We start from the raw sequence: 16,967 nt of genomic DNA on the forward strand, positions 1-16,967 counted from the left end.
TAATATTAGAAATTAAATCAGGGTGTTAGGTATAGTTCCTATCATTTCCAGTGCCAGTGGTCGACCCCGCGAACGCGGGGCCGCAACGCCCTACTGTTCGCGCCGAGAAGGGCGGATATGCCCACGTGTCCCGTCTGCGGTATGGCGGTCGACCGGACCAACCCAGCGGAGACCGACTACCAGGACGAGGAGTACGCGCCCGCGACGATGGAGTACGAGGGCGAGACGTACTACTTCTGCTCCACGGAGCACGAAGAGGAGTTCCGGAACAGTCCCGAGGAGTACGTCGAGTAGCGCGACGTCTCCGGAATCGGAGGAGAGCGCGGTCCGCTACAGGTCGTAGATGGCTTCGTACTTCTCGGTGACGTAGTCGAGGAAGTACTCCGCCGTCAGCGGTTCGCCCGTGGCCCGTTCGATCAACTCGTCGGTGGTGTACCGCTGGCCGTGGCAGTGGACGTTCTCGGTCAACCACTCGCGGATGGGCCCGAAGTTCCCCTCGCGTATCATCGCCTCGGGGTCGTCCAGTTCCTCCTCGATGGTCGCCCAGAGCTGGGCGGCGAAGACGCTGCCGACCGTGTAGTTCTGGAAGCCGGCGAACCTGCTCGACCAGTGGATGTCCTGCAGGCAGCCCTCGGCGTCCGTCTCCGGCACGACGCCGAGGTACTCGTCCATCAGTTCGTTCCAGCGGCCCGGAATCTCGCTCACGTCCAGGTCGCCGCCGACGAACTCCTGCTCGATCTCCGACCGGAGGATGATGTGCATGTGGTAGGTGAGTTCGTCCGCCTCCACGCGGATGAGGTTGTCCGTGAACACCTGGTTGACCGCCTCGTACGCCTCGTCGACGGTGACGTCCTCGAACTCGGGGAACCGCTCTTTCACCGTCGGCAGGAACCGCTCCCAGAACGCCTTCGTCCGGCCGACGTGGTTCTCCCAGAACCGCGACTGGGACTCGTGAATGCCGGAACTGCGGTAGTCGCCCAGCGGCGTCCCGTAGGCGTCGTCGCGCAGGCCGAGCTGGTAGGTCGCGTGGCCGAACTCGTGGATGGTCGCGGTCAGGGGGTCGACGAAGTCGGTCTCGTGGAACCGGGTCGTGATGCGGGCGTCGAACTGCGTCCCCGACATGAACGGGTGCGGCGCGGTGTCGAGGCGACCCCTGTCCCAGTCGTACCCGAGGAGGTCGAGGGCGTCACGACAGAGCGCCTCCTGGTCCTCGGGGTCGAACTCGCCCGCGAAGGCGTCGTCGGCGATGTCCGCGCCGTTCTCCTGAACGTCCTCGATGAGCGGCACGAGCCCCTCGCGCAGTTCGTCGAAGATGCGCTCGACGGTCGACAGCGGGAGGTACGGCTCGCCCTCCTCGAACATGACCTCGTAGGGGTCTTTCTCCGCGTCGACGTACTCGGCGCGCTCGACGTGGAGTTCGCGCAGTCGGTCGAGATACGGTTCGAACGTCTCGAACTCGTCCTCCTCTTTCGCCTCGCGCCACGCCTGTTGGGCCTCGCTTATCGTCTCGGACAGTTCCTTGACGAGGTCGCCCGGAACCTCCACCTCGCGTTCGTACTGGCGACGAACCTCGCGGACGACCGCCGCTTGCTCGTCGTCAAGGTCCTGCGATTCGAGGTCGGCGAGCAGGTCGCCGACCGCTTCGTCGGTCAGCAGGTCGTGTCTGACCGTCTGGAGCGCGGAGAGCTGTTTCGACCGCGCAGGGGTGCCGCCCTCGGGCATCTTCACCTGCTGGTCCCAGTAGAGGACGCCGGCGGCGTTGCCCACGTTCTCGATTCGTTTCACTCGGTCGAGCAACTCCGCGTACGCGCCGTCTGTCTCGGGGTCGGCGGTTGCCATGCGAACCGAAAGTTCGTGTCTCGTTATCAATTCCGGGGTAGCGGAAACCCGCCCCCTTCCATGAGAGGGACCAGACCTTTCACCCGGCGTGGGACAGGATAGCACATGAATCTCAGGCACGTCTTCGACGCCCCCGCTCCCGCGGTCGTGCTCGCGGAGGGGGCGTTCGGAACGATGGACGGAAAGACGGCCAACGGGGTCGTGATGCACAGCGAACTGTTCGACGCGCGAGCAGTCGTCGACTCCACGCACGCCGGTGAGTCGGCGGCGGACGTGCTCGGCCGCGACGACGTCGCGGACGTGCCGGTCGTCGCCTCCACCGCCGAGGCGCTGGAGCGCGCCCCCGACGCCGCGGCACTCGTCGTCGGCGTCGCACCCGCGGGCGGCGACCTGCCCGAGGAGTGGGTCGCGGACATCAAGGAGGCGATTCGAGGCGGCTGTGACGTGGTCTCGGGCCTGCACGTCTTCCTCGGCGATCGAGACGAATGGCGCGACCTCGCCGACGAGCACGGCGTGCGCATCTTCGACGTTCGCAAGCCGCCGGACGGCGACGGCCTCCGCGTGGGCGACGGGCGCGTGGACGACTGCGACGCGGACGTGGTGCTGACGGTCGGCACCGACTGCGCGGTCGGCAAGCGAACCACGACGTTCGAACTGTATCGCGCGGCGAAGCGCGCCGGCCTCGACGCCGGCTGGGTCGCGACCGGCCAGACGGGCATCATGGTCGGCGCGCACCGCGGCGTCGTCGTCGACCGCGTGCCCGCCGACTTCGCGGCGGGCGTCGTCGAGGACCTCGTCTGCGGGGTGGCCGAGGAGCACGACCTCGTGTTCGTCGAGGGGCAGGCGGCGCTCACCCACCGCGCCTACTCCGGCGTCACGCTGTCCATCCTCCACGGCGCGTGGCCCGACGCGGTCGTCCTCGTCGACCAGCCCGACCGCGAGCGGCGCACTCACTTCGACCAGTGGCCCGTCGCCGGCGTCGAGAAGGAGATGGAGCTCGTCGAAGGGCTGTCGGAGGCGACCGTCGCGGGCGTCTCGACGTGGGCCGACCCCGGAGCGGTCGAGTATCCGGTCCCCGCCGCGAACGTCTACGACGACGACGGGCCGGCCGACCTGCTGGCGACCGTCCGGGACACGCTCTGATCGCGAGCGCCTCCGCGCTCGCGGGAATACGGTTAACGAGCGCGGACCGGGGGGAGAGAGCTACGAGAGTTTAAGGGGAATGGCGAGCCAACTGCCGGTAATGATAGACACCGTCGTCGTCGCCACGGATGGTTCCGAAAGCGTCACTCGCGCGGTCACGGTGGCGCTCGACCTCGCGCGCCGATTCGACGCGGCAGTACACGCCCTCTACGTCGTCGACACCGGCGAAATAGAGTCCTCGCCCGAATCACTGCGCGACGAACTCCGGGACGCCCTGCACGAGCAGGGCGAGGAGGCGCTGGAGAGCGTCCGCGACCACGCCGACCGCGAGGTCGTCACCGCCGTCCGGGAGGGCGACCCCGCGGCCACCATCAGCGAGTACGCCCGCGAACAGGACGCGGACGTGGTCGCCACCGGCACCCGCGGTCGCCACGGCGAGAACCGCTTTCTCATCGGTAGCGTCGCCGAGCGCGTCGTCCGTATCTGTCCGACGCCCGTGCTGACGGTTCGACAGCTGGACGAGGAGGCGGCGTAGGGGGAGCTACTTGTCACGTCGCAGTAACGAACGGAGCATGGCCGCCATCGGACTGGACGGCGTGACCAAGCGGTTCGGGAACGTCGTCGCCCTCCCGAACGTGGACCTCTCCGTCGCGCTCGGCTACCGGCGATTCCGGGCTGCCGACCGCTGAGTCCGACGGCGAACGGGCACGCTGGCCGTCGGTTCGTAACGGGGAACTCTTTGCGACGCGGGCCGAGGAGACGGTATGGACGATTGGCTCATCGACGACGAGCGACTCTCGCTCGAACGGAAGTCGCTGCTCCCGGGCGAGGGATTCTTCGTGCCGGACTCTATCGAGGAAGAACAGGAGGAAAAGGAGGTACGGGAGGCGCTCGACGGCGCGGACGTCGCCGTCGTCGCCGACCCGGACGCGGACGGCCTCGCCGCGACCGCGCTGATACGAGAGGCGTACGGCGACGCGGCGCTGGTCCCCACCGGTCCGCACGACCTGGACGAGACCCTGGAGAACGTTGCGGCGTACGCCGAGGACGGCGCGACCGTGTTCGTCTGCGACCTCTGCCCGGACGCGTTCGAACCCATCGCCGCGGAACTGGCGGTGCTGGTCGAGGAAGCCGACGGCGTCTCGTGGTTTGACCACCACCAGTGGGACGAGACCGTCGCGGCGGCGGTCAGGGACGCGGGCGTCGACCTCGTCGTCGGCGAGTCCGACGAGGAGTGTACCGCCGACGTGGTCGCGCGGTCGCTCGACCACGACTTCCCGGAGTATCTCGTCGAACTCGCCGCCGTCACCCGGGACCACGACCTCTGGCTGCGCGAGGACCCGCGCAGCGACGACCTCGCCGACTACTCCTACTGGACGGAACCCGAGGAGTACATGGCGGTCGTCCAGGAACACGGCGCCGACCTCCCCCCGGAGGTCGAGGAGTTCATCGCCGAGCGCCGCGTCGAGAAGGACGCGCTCGTCGAGCGCGCCGTCGAGCGTGGCGAACTGAAGGAGGTCGGCGACTGGACGGTCGGCGTGACCTACGGTCGCTGCTCGCAGAACGAGGTCGCCGAGGCGATGCGCGAGGAGGGTGCGGACGCCTCCGTCGTCGTCAAGCCCGCCGGCAGCGCCTCCATCCGGGGCACCGACGCGTTCGAGCGCTGCCACGAGGTCGCCCGGCAGGTCAACGGCGGTGGCCACCCGAAGGCCGCGGGGTGCAAGCCGGACATCTACGACGACATGCTCGACTACGCCCACCACTGGACGACCCGGGGCGCGGTGGCGAAGCAGGTCATCCTCGACGGCTTCCGGAACCTCGACCCCGAGGACGGGGCGAGCGAGGAAGAGGCGAGCGACGGGAGCGCTGACCCGGCGGACGACTAGAGGACGCCCGACGAGCGCTCGCTGCTCGTCCGCTCCGGGTCGGGTCGCTTAACTCCCGCCGCGCCGACGCCACCGGCATGAACGGTTCCGCAGTCTTCGACGCAGACGACCCGGTCGTCGGCATGGTCCACCTGCCCGCGCTGCCCGGCGCGCCGGAATTTTCGGGCGACTTCGACGCGCTGGTCGAGCGCGCGCTGGCCGACGCCCGGGAACTCGAAGCCGGCGGCGCGGACGCCGTGCTGGTCGAGAACTTCGGCGACGCCCCCTTCTACCCCGACGAGGTGCCGCGGCACGTCGTCGCGTCGATGACGCGCGTCGCGACCGAGATTCGGCGGGCGGTCGAGCTACCGCTGGGGGTCAACGTCCTGCGGAACGACGCCGCGGCGGCGCTGTCGGTGGCGACCGCCGCGAACGCCGACTTCGTCCGCGTGAACGTCCACACCGGCGCGCGCGTGACCGACCAGGGAGTCGTCGAGGGACGAGCGCACGAGACGCTGCGACTCCGCGAGACGCTCGACTCCGACGTGGCGATACTGGCCGACGTGGCCGTGAAACACTCCGCGCCGCTCGCCGAGCGTCCCGTCGAGGAACTGGTCGCGGAGACGCTCGAACGCGGCAAGGCGGACGGCCTGGTGGTCAGCGGTCCCGGCACCGGACGGGCGGTGGACGCCGACCTGCTCGAAACGGTCGTCGCGCGCCGGGACGATCTCGGCGCGGACGCACCCGTCCTCGTCGGGAGCGGCGTCACCGCCGGGAACGTCGCCGACCTGCTCGCGGTCGCCGACGGAGCCATCGTCGGCACCGCGCTGAAGGAGGGCGGCGAGACGACGAACCGCGTCGACCGCGAGCGCGTCGCGACCCTCGTCGACCGGACGTGAACTCGCCGACCCCGGCTAGGAACCGCGTCGCCGGGGTCCGCTCGGATAGTCGAAGCCGGAGCGCTACGGACGGCGGAACTCGTAGTCGAAGTCGTCGCCGCGGACGACGATAGCGCCGCCGTCGTGGTCGAAGCGCAGTTCGTCGACGACCGCGTCGAAGTCGTGCAGCGGCATGCCCGCGCTCACCTCGCCGTCGCGGGCGACCGAGAACCGCGAGTTGTCCAGTTCCGCGACGACGCGCTCGCCGGCCGTGTCCACGCGCCCGGTGTCGGCGAACCGCCGCAGGTGTTCCTCGACGGCGTCCCAGTCGTCTATCGAGACGTGGTCGTAGCGGGCGTCCTCTGGGTCGGTCGACATGGAAGGTAGCGGGACCGCAGACCGGAAAACCGTGCTGGCCGCGGCCACGGGCCGCGTCTCTCCTACCGCTCGCCCGCGACCCACTTGTGGGAGTAGGCGGTACCGCAGTCGCAGTAGGCGTAGGCGTGAATCACGTCGCCCTCCGCGTAGATGTCGCCGACGTCCTCGTTCTGCTCCTCGGCGAACGCGAAGACGAACTCCGTCTCGTGGTCGGCGCTCTCGTCGCCGTCCGCCTCCTCGCCCGCCGCCGGGCACTCGCCGCCCGTGAGGTCGGCGTCGATGGTGCCCTCCGTTCCCATGGCGCGCTTGGCGAACCCCATCGCCTCCATCCCGGTCGCGGTCTGGAAGACGCTGCGGCCCGTGTCGCCCGGGACGACCAGCAAGGTGCCGTCCGGGACGGATTCGCCGTGGTCGGCCAGCGAGTCGCCGTCGACGAACGAGTCGGCCAGGAAGAGCGCCACGTCCTCGACGCGCTCGCCCGCCAGGAACTCCTCGCGCTTGCTCATCGTTCCTCGACCTGTTCCGCGATGTTCGCCAGGCCGTCGTCGGGACCTTCGGCCGCGTCGTAGACGGTGCGCTTGCCCGGTTCGCGGAGGCCGTACCGGAACTCCTCCGAGACGACGTCGAGCAGGACCGACTGGTCGAACTCTCGGTTGCTCGCCTCGAACCACTCTGTGAGGCGGTTCTCGCCGTCGCCGGGGTTGCGCGCGAGACTCGGCGTGTCGTACGCGCCGCGGATGAGTCGGCCGTCGCCGGTCAGTGGTCGTTCGATGCGCGCTCGGTACTCGGTGTCGTCGATGACGAGGCGGACGACGTCGTCCTCCGGGAACGCCTCGGCGTCGTCCGCAGGAATCTCGACGCACGGGCGGTCGGTCGCGCCGCTCCGGGTGACGGTGGCCCGGACGGTGTCTACAGTCTCGCTAGAAACCCGCTGAGTCATGTTCGTGTTCGTTCGAAGGAGACCGAGGCGTTTCAGTGCTTTGCTCGCCGAAGTCGCGGTCCGAGCCGAGACGGAAAGGACCGGGGCGACGAACCGCGACCGAGCGGAATCGGCCCTTCAGAGCGTCAGGACCATCTCCAGTTCGAAGCTCTCGGAGTCGGTGGTCTCGAAGCCGACGTCGCGGTAGAGGCCGACGGCGGCGCGGTTCCAGCGCTCGACGGTGAGCCAGACGCGGTCGACGCCGTTGGCCTTGCCGTGCCCCAGCAGCGCGCGGATGAGTTGGGAGCCGATGCCGGCGCGCTGGTAGCGCTGGTGGACGAAGATGGCGAGTTCGTACGAGCCGTTGCCGTCCGGGACGAGCGTGGCGTGGCCCGCGACCTCGTCCTCGTGCCACGCGACGACGTTCAGCCCCTCGCCGAGCGTCTCCACCCAGTCGCGGACCCGGGATTCGGTCGCGGGCGGGATGCCCTGCGCGCGGTCCGCGGGGTCGAAGTCGACGTACATCTCGACCAGCGCTTCCTCGTCGTCCACCTCGTACGGGCACACGTCGATGTCGCGGCCCTCGCGGTCGGTGAAAGAGAGCGGCGGCTCGGGGAACGGCCCCGACGGTTCGTCGGGGAAGCGTCGGTCGTGTCGCGTCATGATTCGCGCACCAGCTTCACCGTGACGTGGGAGTTCAGCAGGACGAACTCCGCTATCTGGCCGAGTTTTATCTTCCCCATCGGACTGCGCTGGCCGCCGCCGAGCACGATCTGGTCGAATCCCTCGCTCTCGGCGACGTCGAGCAACTGGCTCCCGGGGTCGCCGGTCAGTTCGCGTACCTCGGCGTCGACATCGGCGTCGGCGAGCACGCCCTCGGCCCTCGTCCGAACCTCGTCGGGCGTCAGGTCGCTCTCGGGGTTTTCGAGGACGGCGATGGTGAGGTCGTCGCCCGCCGCCCGCGCCCGCTCGACCGTCTGCTCCAGCGCGGTCAGCGAGTCGTCGCTCCCACCGATTCCCAGTAGCACTTTCATACACCCCTGTTCCGGTGCGGGCGTCAAAACAGTTCGGCTCCGGGCGAACCCGAGCGCCGTCGTTCCATCACCGACCGACGACACTCTTTTGCACCCCGGTTGGTAAGGTCCGGTATGTCAGACGAATCCTCCCTCTCGTCGGCCGAATCCGCCGAGAGCGACGAATCTCCGGACTCCGGCGCCGAGCAGACTGCGGCACAGCGACACGACGAGACCGACGCGTCGGACGTCGACGAGAACGATGCGCCGAACGCCGACGAGGCCGGCGCGTCCGGACCGGACGAAGTCGACGCGTCGGAGACGAGCGTCCCCGGGTCCGACGCCGGGGGAGACACTCCCGGGACGGACGCGGTCGACGTACCGCCCGAAGTCCGGAAGTACGAGCGGTTCAAGAAGATGGACGGCGCGCAGTACGACCGCGTCAACGAGTTCCTCCGCGAGCGGACGTACGTCACCGCCCGCGAGTGGGCCATCGCGCGGCTCTGTGCCGACTTCCGTACCGAGACCGGCGTCGAGATGACGAAGATAGGCGAGAACCTCCCGCACCTCGTCCCGTTCATGACCGACACGTACACGCCGCAGGCGGTCAACCAGGCGCGGTCGAGCTTCGAGGAGAAGGTCCACAAGGCCGGCGCGACCTTCCTCTACGGCGCGATGTGTAACTTCTTCACCGCCGAGGAGCTGGACGACCTGATGTACGAGGTCACCGAGGTAGCGAAGTTCCTGCTGGAGGTCGAAGGCGTCGACCTCTCGGTCGAGGAGGAACTGGCCGCCGAGGACCGCATCTCCGGAGTCATGCGCGAAGTGCGCGAGTCCAGCGAGCAACTGCGCCACGACGAGGTCGAGTGTCCGAACTGCGGCCACGAGATACACCCGGACGCGGAGTGACTACTCTCCAGTTCCGTCGTCCGCGTCCTCGCTCGTCTCGGTCTCGGGGGCCGGCGGCTGGAAAACGCTCTGGTCCTCGTGGGTGAACTGGATGCGGTCGTCGCTCAGCGTCCGGACGAAGGTGTACATCGTCCCCCGTTCGTCGGCGGCTTCGAGCATCTCCGCCGCGCCCTGGACGTCGTAGTACGCCGGGTACAGCACGGCGGTCTCGGCGTCGTGGTCCTCCATGGCGACCACGAGGTAGACCATGCGGTCTTCCGCCGCACGGAACGCCTCGAAGGAGTCGAAGGCGACGCCGTCCTCCAGCAGCGACTCCAGTTCCCCGAACTCGTCGTCCGGCACGAGCACGTCGAGGCCGTACTCGGTCACGTTACTCACGTCGACGGAGTCGCCGGCCGCGTCGGTGGACTCGACCTCGCCCGCGTCCTCGTCGGGGACGACCTCGACGTCGGCCGCGTCGAGTTCGACGTCGACTCCCTCGTCCGCACCCTCGTCGTCGGTGTAGACGACGGGCGTCACGTCGCCGGGGTGCAACAGCAGGGCGTCCCAGCCGGCGTCCTCGTACTCGGCCGCGGTGGCCTCCATGTCCTCGACTACCTCGTCCCAGAACTCCATCGCTCGGGTGTTGGCCGTGTAGTTCGGCGCGTCGCCACTCATACTGTCAATCCGCGCGCTTGTCGGCCAAAAGCGTTGTGCCACGCCGCGCGAGGAGAGCGCTCGCGGTGCAATCCTCGCGGTACCGTTTCGTTCCGAAACCCGTTGATTGATAATCACTGACACCAATTTGGCGACGATGGCAACCGAAGCCGCCGACGCGGACGCGGACGCGGACGCGTACGACCAGTTCCTCCAGAAGGTGAAACGAATCAACAACGTCGAGGGTGCGGCCGGCATCCTGGGCTGGGACCAGGAAGTCATGATGCCCGAGGGCGGCACGCCCGCGCGGTCCCGGCAGCGCTCGGCGCTGTCGGCCATCTCCCACGACCTGCTGACCGACGACGAGATGGCCGACCTGCTCGCCGACCTCGAATCGCAGGACCTCGACGACGAGCAGGCAGCGGTCGTCCGAGAGGTGCGCCGGAAACACGAGCGCGCGACGAGCGTCCCGACCGACCTCGTCGAGGAGATATCCCGGACCACCTCCGAGGCGCTGCCGAAATGGGAGCAGGCCAAGGAGGAAGACGACTTCTCCATCTTCGCGCCGACGCTGGAGAAACTCGTCGAACTCGAGCGGGAGTACGCCGAGCACATCGACCCCGAGAAGGACCCCTACGAGGTGCTGTTCGAGGAGTACGAGCCCTACCTCGGCATCGACACCGCCGAGGAGACGCTCGAACGCCTCCGGGACGAACTCGTCCCGCTCATCGACGACGTGCGCGAGAGCGACGTCGACCTCGCGTCGCCGTTCGACGGTACCTACGACGCGGACACCCAGGAGGACCTCGCCCGCGACGTGCTCGACACGCTCGGCTACGACTGGGACCGCGGCCGCCTCGACACCGCCCCGCATCCGTTCTCCAGCGGCAACCAGTTCGACGCTCGCGTGACGACGCGGTTCGACGAATCCGACCCGCTCGGCGCGCTGATGAGCACCATCCACGAGTTCGGTCACGCCACCTACACCCTCGGCCTGCCTGACGAGGAGTACGGTACGCCCCTGGGGCAGTCCCGGGACCTCACCGTCCACGAGTCCCAGTCGCGGCTCTGGGAGAACCACGTCGGGCGCTCGAAGGCGTTCTGGGAGCGGTTCCTCCCCGAACTGGCCGAGCGGTTCCCGGAGGCCGAGGACCTCACCGTCGACGACCTGTACGAGGCCGTCAACGAGGTGTACGAGGACAACCTCATCCGCGTGGAGGCGGACGAACTCACCTACCACATGCACATCGTGGTCCGGTTCGAGATCGAGAAACAGCTCATTCGCGGCGAGATAGACGTCGAGGACGTGCCGGAGCTCTGGAACGACAAGTACGAGGAGTATCTCGGCATCCGCCCCGACTCCGACGCCGAGGGCTGCCTGCAGGACATTCACTGGAGCCACGGCAGCTTCGGCTACTTCCCGACCTACTCCCTCGGCAGCGTCCTGGCGGCCCAGCTGTACGCCACGGCCGAGGACGACATCGACGACCTCGACGAACGCGTCGCGGAGGGCGACTTCGAGCCGCTGCACGACTGGCTGACCGAGAACGTCCACCAGCACGGTGCCAGATACACCACCGACGACCTCATCGAGCGCGCGACCGGCGAGTCGTTCACCGCCGACTACTTCCTCGACCACGTCGAGTCGAAGTTCTCCGAGCTGTACGACCTCGACAGGTAACCCGACGACCGCGACCAGACACCCGTTTTTCCGTCGCTGAACCGACGCCGGAGAGCGGTGCGTCTCGGCCGCCGCCGGAGCGGTCGGCACCGCTGTCCGCTGCCCGAGGAGGGCGGCGTCCCGGGGACGGTCGCGCTACTCGCCGACCCGACCGCTCGCCTCTCGAAACAGCCCGTCGAGTATCTCGGGCGTAGTGGGGTGGAACGCCCGGTCCGGCACGTCGCGGACGTCCATCTCGCCATCAATGACGACCTGCATCGTCTTCGCCATCACGTCGGCGTGGTAGTGCAGCCCCTGGTAGCCGAGTACCGTGCCGTCGTCGGCGTCGACGACGAGTTTCGCCAGCCCCTCGGAGGCGTGTTTGGTCTTGAACACGCCGTCGTCGGTGGCGCGGCGGGTGACGGCGACGTAGTCGCGGTCCTCGGCCTCGATGGCCGACTCGGAGAGGCCGACGTGAGCGAAGGGGTAGACGCCGGTACCGGAGAACATCACGTGGTGACGGGTGTTCTCGTACGGTTCGAGGTCGTCGCCATGGGCGTGCGCCAGGACGTTCGCGGCGGCCTGGAACCCCTGCTCTTTGGCGACGTGGAGGATGGGTTCGTGACCGTTCGCGTCGCCGACGACGAAGGTCCGGGGGTCGTCGCGGGCCTGCATCGTGTCCCGGACCCAGCCCGGGCCGGGGTCGAGCGCGGTGGCGTCGAGACCGAGACCGTCAAGGGCGGGCCGGCGACCCGTGAACAGGAACAGTTCGTCGGCCTCGACGGCGCGCTCCTCGCCGTCCTCCTCGACGTGGAGGCGGACGCCGTCGCCGGCGGGTTCGACGCGCCGCTCGTCCGTCTCGGTCAGCACCTCGACGTCGAACCGCTCGCGGTAGATGTCGAGCAGTTCGTCGCCGAAGGCGTCGTCGGCCTCGTCCAGCGGACGCTCGTCGTGCTCGACGACGGTGAGGTCCATCCCCGCAGCCTCCGAGAGGTAGGGGACGAGTTCGACGCCGACGTACCCGAAGCCCATGACGATGCCCGAGTCGGGGAACTCGGTCGCGTCGAGCACGTCGTCGCTGGTCGAATAGTCCACGGCCTCCAGGCCGGGCAGGTCGGGGACGTTGACGTCCGACCCCGTGGCGACGACGACGTAGTCGGCCTCCATCTCGCGGTTGCCGACCGCGACGACGTGGTCGTCGACGAACCGCGCGGTGTCGTGGTGGAAAGTGACGTTCTCCCGCTGGGCCATCTCGTGGACGGTGGCGCGGCGATGGCTGGCGAAGCTCTCGACGTGGTCGTCTTTGCGGTCGACGACCGACTGGAGGTCGACCTCCGGCGTCCCCTCGAGGCGAGGGTCGTCGCGAACCTGGAAGCGGTGGGCCGTGGCCGACAGCACTTCCTTCGACGGCATGCAGCCCCGGAGGATGCAGAGACCGCCGCCAGGGTCGCCGTCGTCGACGAGCGTCAACTCCACGTCCGGCTCGTCGACCAGTTCGCTCGCCACGGCAACGCCCGCACTTCCGTACGCCCCAACGACGACGATGTGCGTGGTCATGGTCGCGCTTTTGGACGCCCGGCCCTTTAGCAGTTCGTCCGCCGGCCGGCGGCCCCTGCCCGTACGATACCGGACGGGGCGTCGGCGTTCGGAGAGTCCGACTGCGCTACCGCGATATCGCGCCGCGGTCGGCGTCGACGACCGCCTCGACCTCCTCGCGGGTGACGACCGCGACGTCGCCCGGAATGGTCCGCTTCATCGCGGCGGTCGCCGCGCCGTACTCCAGCGCGGTCTGCACGTCGTCGCCCGCGAGGCGGCGCGCGACGAACGCTCCGACGAAGGCGTCGCCGGTGCCGATGGGGTCGACCGTCTCGGTCTCGACCGCCGGCTGTTCGAAGACTGCGCCGTCGTGGAACGCCAGCGCGCCGTCTTCGCCGCGCGTGACGACGACCGTCTCGAAGTCGTGGTCGTCGGCGAGGCCGCGAGCGATGCTCTCGGCGTCGCCCTCCCGCCCGAGCACCTCACGAGCGTCGCGCTTGGCTGTCGTCAGCACGTCGACTGCCGGGAAGAGTTCGGTCAGGGTCGCCCGCGCCTCTTCGGGCGACCAGAGCTTCGAGCGGTAGTTGACGTCGAAGGAGGTGGTCGTTCCGGCGTCGCGTGCAGTCGAGAGAACGTCGGCGACGGTCGATTCGAGGGTCGAGGAGAGCGCTGGCGTGATGCCGCTCGTGTGGAACCAGTCGGCGTCGCGGACGGTCGAGAGCGGGAGGTCGTCGGGGCGGGTCGTCGTGACCGCGGCGTCCGAACGGTCGTAGATGACGTTGGTGCCGCGCGGGGTGGACCCGTGTTCGAGGTAGTAGGTTCCCTGGCGACCGTCGTCGCTCCACGCGACCGCCGCGTCGATGCCGTGCGACCGTAGCTCGGCGGCGACGCGCCTGCCGAGCGGGGAGTCGGGGAGTTTCGACGTCCAGGTGGCGTCTGCGCCGATGCGCTGGGCGGCGATGGCGACGTTGCTCTCCGCGCCCGCCGCCCGAAGTTCGAGCGTCGACGTCGTCTCGATTCGCTCGCGGTCCGGAGGCGAGAGTCGAAGCATCGTCTCGCCGAACGTGACCAGGTCGGCCATGTGCGCGAGGTAGAGAGCGACTCCTATAGTTCGACCGGTCGCGGTCCACGTACGAGAGAGCCTTCGGCGGTCGAGCGGTAGCGAACGACGTCCGTTCGTCAAACCTCATACCTCTTCGGAGTCGGAAAATGGCTCTCCCGGTAAACTTTTACTTTGCCGACATCAAAGGTGACCGGGTATCGACCGACGAATGAACGAGCCTCCGAAATCGGACCAGAACGAACTGGTGTTCGACGACGCGTTCTCGACGGACATCTACGACGGGGTCCCGGACGTCATCTACGCCTTCGACCGGAACTGGCAATTTCGGCGCTGGAACGACCGACTGCTCGAACTGACCGGATACAGCAACGCCGAAATCGCCGAGATGAATCCTATCGAGTTCATTCCCGAGGACGAACGCGAACACGTGAGCGAACTCGTCATGGACGTTCTGGAACGCGGGAAGTCCCGGAGCGTCGATACGACCCTGTTGGCGAAGGACGGCGAACCGCTCCCCTTCGAGTTCAACGGGTCGCCGGTGCGAGCGGAGTCGGGAGCCATCGTCGGCGTGGCGGGCAGCGGACGCGACATCTCCGAACGCAAGCGACGCGAACGCGAACTCAGCCAGTACGAGACGCTGTTCGAGACCGTCGGGGACGGCGTCTACATCATCGACGAGGACCTGCGGTTCGTCACGGTCAACGAAGCGTTCGCGTCGATGACGGGGTACGACCGCGAGACGCTGGAGGGAAGTCCCATCTCGCTCGTCAGTTCGGAGGCCGGTCTGGCGAAAGCCCAGCGACTGGCCGACGAGTTACGCACCAGCGACCGCGAAGTGGCGAACCTCGATGCCAGCGTCATCTCGGCGTCCGGAGAGGCCGTTCCGACGGAGACGCGTTTCTCCCTCCTGCCGGACGGGGACGCCGGCGGTATCGTCGGCGTCACGCGTGACGTGACCGAGCGCCGACGGCGCGAGCGCAAACTCCGTCGACAGCGCGACGAACTGGAGACGTTGAACCGCATCAACGTCGTCATCCGCGAACTCACCCGGTCGCTCGTCTCCACGGCGTCCCGCGAGGGAATCGAGACGACCGTCGTCTCGCAACTCGCGGATTCGGACCTCTACCAGTTCGCCTGGATCGCCGAGCGCGACCGCACCGGCACCGGACTCTCCGTCCGTTCGGAGGCGGGCGAAGACAACGGCGTGCGCTCGCTGGTCGGCGAAGTGGTCGGCGAGGAGGACCGACCGGCGAACGTCGCCCTCCGGACCGGCGAGACGCAGATCGCGAACGACGCCCGGCTACGGCCGATTCCGCCCGAGTCGGAGACCACCCTGGCGGAGTCGTCCGTCGAGTCCGGCATCGCCGTTCCGCTGTCGTACGGCGAGGCGACCTACGGCGTGCTCGTCGTCTACGCGACTCGGCCGAACGCGTTCAGCGAGCGCGAGCAGGCGGGTTTCGAGGCGCTCGGCGACATCGTGGCGTTCGCCATCAACGCCGTCGAGAGTCGCCGACTGCTGTTCGCCGAGTCGGTCGTCGAGCTGGAGTTCGCGGTGACCGACCGCAGTGCGCTGTTCGTCCGCCTGTCGGACGAGTACGACTGCCGGTGTACGCTCGAAGACGTACTGCCCGCGGAGGAGGAGACGATGCTCTGTTTCGTCCGGGTCGTCGGCGAGTCGCCCGACGTCGTCCTCGACGCGGTCGAAGCGGCCGACCAGGTCGACGGCGCCAGGCTCGTCAGCAGGGACGGCGACGAGTGCGTCCTCGAGGTTCGCGTCACCGGTCCGTCGCCCGTCGTGACGCTGGCCGACCACGGCGCGTCGGTCACGCACGCCGTCACCGAGGGCGGCGAGGGCCGAATCGTCGCCGAACTCGCCCCGGACGCCGACCTTCGTGCGGTCGTCGAAGTGGTCGAGTCGGCGTTCCCCGGCACGAAGATGGTCGGCAAGCGCGACGCCGAACGGCCCGCCGGGTCGGCCGCCGAGTTCCGTACGGCGCTCGACGACCGCCTGACCGACCGGCAACTGACCGCGACCCGGGCGGCGTACCGCGCGGGCTACTTCGACTGGCCGCGCGCCAGCACGGCCGAGGAGGTCGCCGACGCGCTCGACATCTCCGCGGCGACGTTCCACCAGCACCTCCGAAAGTCACAGGAAAAGCTGCTCGACGTGTTCTTCGGCGAGTCCGACTAGTTCCAGGGCGCGAAGTCGGGGTCGACCTGTCGCTCCTCGCGGTCGAGGTTCTCTATCGCCTCGACGTCCTCGTCGTCGAGTTCGAGGTCGAGCGCGTCGAAGTTGTCCTCGATGTGGTCGTAGCTGCTCGCCTTCGGGATGGCGACGACGTCGTCCTTCTGTGCCAGCCACGCGAGGCTGACCTGCGCCTCGCTGACGCCGTGTTTGTCGGCTATCGCCGACAGTTCGTCGACCTCAAACACCTTCCCGCGTGCCAGCGGCGAGTAGGCGACGAGCGTGAGGTCGTGCTCGCGGGCGTACTCGACGAGTTCGTCCTGCTGGAGCAGGGGATGCATCTCGACCTGGTTGGCGAACAGCGGCGCGTCGAGCGTCTCGCGCGCCGTATCGAGGTGGCGGGGCTCGAAGTTGCTCACGCCGACGTGGTCTATCGTGCCCTCGTCGTACAGTTCGTCGAACGCAGAGAGGGTGTCCTCGGGGTCGTACTCGTGCGCCGGCCAGTGGACGTACAGCAGGTCCAGGCTGTCGACGCCGAGTTTGTCGAGGCTCTCCTCCGTGCTGGCGAGCACGTCGTCGTGGGCCAGATTGCTCGTCCAGACCTTCGTCGCGAGGAAGACGTCTTCGCGGTCGACGCCCGCCTGGGCGATGCCCTCGCCGACGTGCCCCTCGTTGTCGTACGCCTGCGCCGTGTCGACGTGCCGGTAGCCGATTTCGAGCGCGTGCGCGACGCTCTCCACGCAGGCTTCGGGGTCAGTGTTCTCCCACGTTCCGAGTCCGAGTTTGGGTATTCCTACCCGGTCTGCATCTGAAGACATCGGTGTCCCCGTCTTGGGAGAGCGTCCGGAAAGCGATTACGGCGCCGGAACGTCTCGTTGTCGACGACCGCGACTCGCCTGGCGAGCGCGGTCGCTTTCCGCCGGCGGTTACCCGGCCCGCGACG

Annotated in this window: 18 protein-coding genes; 8 read left to right on the plus strand and 10 right to left on the minus strand. The window is 68.4% G+C overall.

Annotated features, from left to right (window positions below):
- Positions 1 to 117: 117 nt before the first annotated feature.
- The gene (locus ACRYA2_RS07315) at positions 118 to 294 is read left to right on the plus strand and encodes a YHS domain-containing protein (protein ID WP_433625904.1); all 177 of its coding nucleotides are present in this window, start codon (positions 118 to 120) and stop codon (positions 292 to 294) included.
- Between the two features lie 36 nt (positions 295 to 330).
- On the opposite strand, the gene ACRYA2_RS07320 is transcribed toward ACRYA2_RS07315, so the two are convergent.
- Positions 331 to 1,839 (minus strand): carboxypeptidase M32, encoded by a 1,509-nt coding sequence (locus ACRYA2_RS07320; protein ID WP_433625906.1) that lies wholly within the window; start codon positions 1,837 to 1,839, stop codon positions 331 to 333.
- Positions 1,840 to 1,944: 105 nt separating this feature from the next.
- On the opposite strand from ACRYA2_RS07320, the gene ACRYA2_RS07325 reads away from it, so the two are divergent.
- The 4 genes from ACRYA2_RS07325 to ACRYA2_RS07340 all read left to right on the plus strand — a co-directional run bounded on the left by ACRYA2_RS07325 (position 1,945) and on the right by ACRYA2_RS07340 (position 5,746).
- A complete protein-coding gene (locus tag ACRYA2_RS07325) occupies positions 1,945 to 2,982 on the plus strand; it encodes an N-acetyltransferase DgcN family protein (protein ID WP_433625909.1) in 1,038 nt (345 codons plus the stop codon).
- A gap of 100 nt (positions 2,983 to 3,082) precedes the next feature.
- Entirely contained in the window at positions 3,083 to 3,517 is a 435-nt protein-coding gene (locus tag ACRYA2_RS07330; protein ID WP_433625912.1) for a universal stress protein, read from the plus strand.
- Between the two features lie 229 nt (positions 3,518 to 3,746).
- Positions 3,747 to 4,868: a DHH family phosphoesterase gene (locus ACRYA2_RS07335; protein ID WP_433625915.1), complete on the plus strand. Its 1,122-nt coding sequence runs from the start codon at positions 3,747 to 3,749 to the stop codon at positions 4,866 to 4,868.
- Positions 4,869 to 4,945: 77 nt separating this feature from the next.
- Positions 4,946 to 5,746: a BtpA/SgcQ family protein gene (locus ACRYA2_RS07340; RefSeq protein ID WP_433625917.1), complete on the plus strand. Its 801-nt coding sequence runs from the start codon at positions 4,946 to 4,948 to the stop codon at positions 5,744 to 5,746.
- A gap of 63 nt (positions 5,747 to 5,809) precedes the next feature.
- Here the strand turns inward: ACRYA2_RS07340 and ACRYA2_RS07345 are convergent, their stop codons facing one another.
- From ACRYA2_RS07345 to ACRYA2_RS07365, 5 genes are all read right to left on the minus strand, one after another.
- Complete coding sequence (locus ACRYA2_RS07345) at positions 5,810 to 6,103, minus strand: hypothetical protein (protein WP_433625920.1); 294 nt, start codon at positions 6,101 to 6,103, stop codon at positions 5,810 to 5,812.
- 62 nt (positions 6,104 to 6,165) lie between these two features.
- Positions 6,166 to 6,609 carry a DUF5807 family protein gene (locus tag ACRYA2_RS07350; protein WP_433625922.1) on the minus strand — a complete coding sequence of 148 codons (444 nt, stop codon included), beginning with the start codon at positions 6,607 to 6,609 and terminating at the stop codon, positions 6,166 to 6,168.
- Positions 6,606 to 7,043, minus strand: a complete 438-nt coding sequence (locus ACRYA2_RS07355) for a DUF7112 family protein (protein ID WP_433625925.1) — start codon at positions 7,041 to 7,043, stop codon at positions 6,606 to 6,608. The genes ACRYA2_RS07350 and ACRYA2_RS07355 overlap by 4 nt, the downstream gene beginning before the upstream one ends.
- Positions 7,044 to 7,160: 117 nt before the next feature.
- Positions 7,161 to 7,685, minus strand: a complete 525-nt coding sequence (locus ACRYA2_RS07360; protein ID WP_433625928.1) for a GNAT family N-acetyltransferase — start codon at positions 7,683 to 7,685, stop codon at positions 7,161 to 7,163.
- Entirely contained in the window at positions 7,682 to 8,056 is a 375-nt protein-coding gene (locus tag ACRYA2_RS07365; RefSeq protein ID WP_433625930.1) for a universal stress protein, read from the minus strand. Before ACRYA2_RS07365 ends, ACRYA2_RS07360 begins: the two co-directional genes overlap by 4 nt.
- Before the next feature lie 114 nt (positions 8,057 to 8,170).
- Between ACRYA2_RS07365 and ACRYA2_RS07370 the strand changes: the two genes are divergently transcribed.
- Positions 8,171 to 8,944, plus strand: coding sequence for a DUF5806 family protein (locus ACRYA2_RS07370; protein ID WP_433625932.1), 774 nt, complete (start codon positions 8,171 to 8,173; stop codon positions 8,942 to 8,944).
- Here the strand turns inward: ACRYA2_RS07370 and ACRYA2_RS07375 are convergent, their stop codons facing one another.
- The gene (locus tag ACRYA2_RS07375) at positions 8,945 to 9,601 is read right to left on the minus strand and encodes a DUF7529 family protein (RefSeq protein ID WP_433625935.1); all 657 of its coding nucleotides are present in this window, start codon (positions 9,599 to 9,601) and stop codon (positions 8,945 to 8,947) included. It abuts the gene before it with no gap.
- Positions 9,602 to 9,737: 136 nt separating this feature from the next.
- Here ACRYA2_RS07375 and ACRYA2_RS07380 point away from each other — a divergent pair, with 136 nt between their 5' ends.
- On the plus strand, positions 9,738 to 11,261 hold the full coding sequence (locus tag ACRYA2_RS07380; protein WP_433625937.1) for a carboxypeptidase M32: 1,524 nt from the start codon (positions 9,738 to 9,740) through the stop codon (positions 11,259 to 11,261).
- A gap of 135 nt (positions 11,262 to 11,396) precedes the next feature.
- Here the strand turns inward: ACRYA2_RS07380 and ACRYA2_RS07385 are convergent, their stop codons facing one another.
- Together ACRYA2_RS07385 and kdgK1 are read right to left on the minus strand one after the other, a co-directional pair.
- On the minus strand, positions 11,397 to 12,797 hold the full coding sequence (locus ACRYA2_RS07385) for a dihydrolipoyl dehydrogenase family protein (RefSeq protein WP_433625939.1): 1,401 nt from the start codon (positions 12,795 to 12,797) through the stop codon (positions 11,397 to 11,399).
- A gap of 106 nt (positions 12,798 to 12,903) precedes the next feature.
- The gene (kdgK1, locus tag ACRYA2_RS07390; RefSeq protein WP_433625942.1) at positions 12,904 to 13,857 is read right to left on the minus strand and encodes a bifunctional 2-dehydro-3-deoxygluconokinase/2-dehydro-3-deoxygalactonokinase; all 954 of its coding nucleotides are present in this window, start codon (positions 13,855 to 13,857) and stop codon (positions 12,904 to 12,906) included.
- A 190-nt stretch (positions 13,858 to 14,047) separates the two neighbouring features.
- Here kdgK1 and ACRYA2_RS07395 point away from each other — a divergent pair, with 190 nt between their 5' ends.
- On the plus strand, positions 14,048 to 16,030 hold the full coding sequence (locus ACRYA2_RS07395) for a bacterio-opsin activator domain-containing protein (RefSeq protein WP_433625944.1): 1,983 nt from the start codon (positions 14,048 to 14,050) through the stop codon (positions 16,028 to 16,030).
- On the opposite strand, the gene ACRYA2_RS07400 is transcribed toward ACRYA2_RS07395, so the two are convergent.
- Complete coding sequence (locus ACRYA2_RS07400; protein ID WP_433625947.1) at positions 16,027 to 16,842, minus strand: aldo/keto reductase; 816 nt, start codon at positions 16,840 to 16,842, stop codon at positions 16,027 to 16,029. The two genes, ACRYA2_RS07395 and ACRYA2_RS07400, sit on opposite strands and share 4 nt — an antisense overlap.
- Between the last annotated feature and the right edge of the window lie 125 nt (positions 16,843 to 16,967).

Source organism: Halomicrococcus pelagicus (assembly GCF_050954125.1).